Source organism: Myxococcaceae bacterium JPH2 (assembly GCA_016458225.1).
Taxonomy (GTDB): Bacteria; Myxococcota; Myxococcia; order Myxococcales; family Myxococcaceae; genus Citreicoccus.
Genome location: JAEMGR010000095.1, coordinates 1 through 429, shown reverse-complemented (window position 1 = coordinate 429; position 429 = coordinate 1). Strand labels below are relative to the sequence as shown.

General features: G+C 71.1%; 1 protein-coding gene. It reads left to right on the top strand.

The window, feature by feature from the left end; translation table 11 throughout:
• On the top strand, positions 1–429 hold a 429-nt coding region (locus JGU66_36250), incomplete at both ends, for an AMP-binding protein (protein MBJ6766228.1).

Sequence of the window (429 nt, the reverse complement as noted above, 5' to 3'; positions counted from 1 at the left end):
TTCGTGGGCGGCTTCACCTACAGCACGGCGCTGTTCGAGTCCTCCACCGTAGAGGGCATGGCCCGGCACCTGAGGCAGCTCCTCGAAGCGGCGCTCGCCTCGCCGGAGACGCGCGTGTCCGACCTCCCGCTGATGACGGCGGAGGAGCGGCGGCGCGTCCTGCTGGAGTGGAACGACACGGCCCGCGACTTCCCGCGCGAGCTGCCGCTGACCGCCCTCTTCGCCATGCAGGCGGACGCCCTGCCTGCCGCGGTGGCCGTCACCTCAGGTGAGCAGCGCCTCACCTACGCGCAGATCAACACGCGAGCCAACCAGGTGGCCTGGCACTTGAGGACCCTGGGGGTTCGCGTCGGAGACCGCGTGGGCCTGTGCGTGGAGCGCTCGCCGAACCTCATCGTGGGCATGCTGGGCATCCTCAAGGCGGGCGCG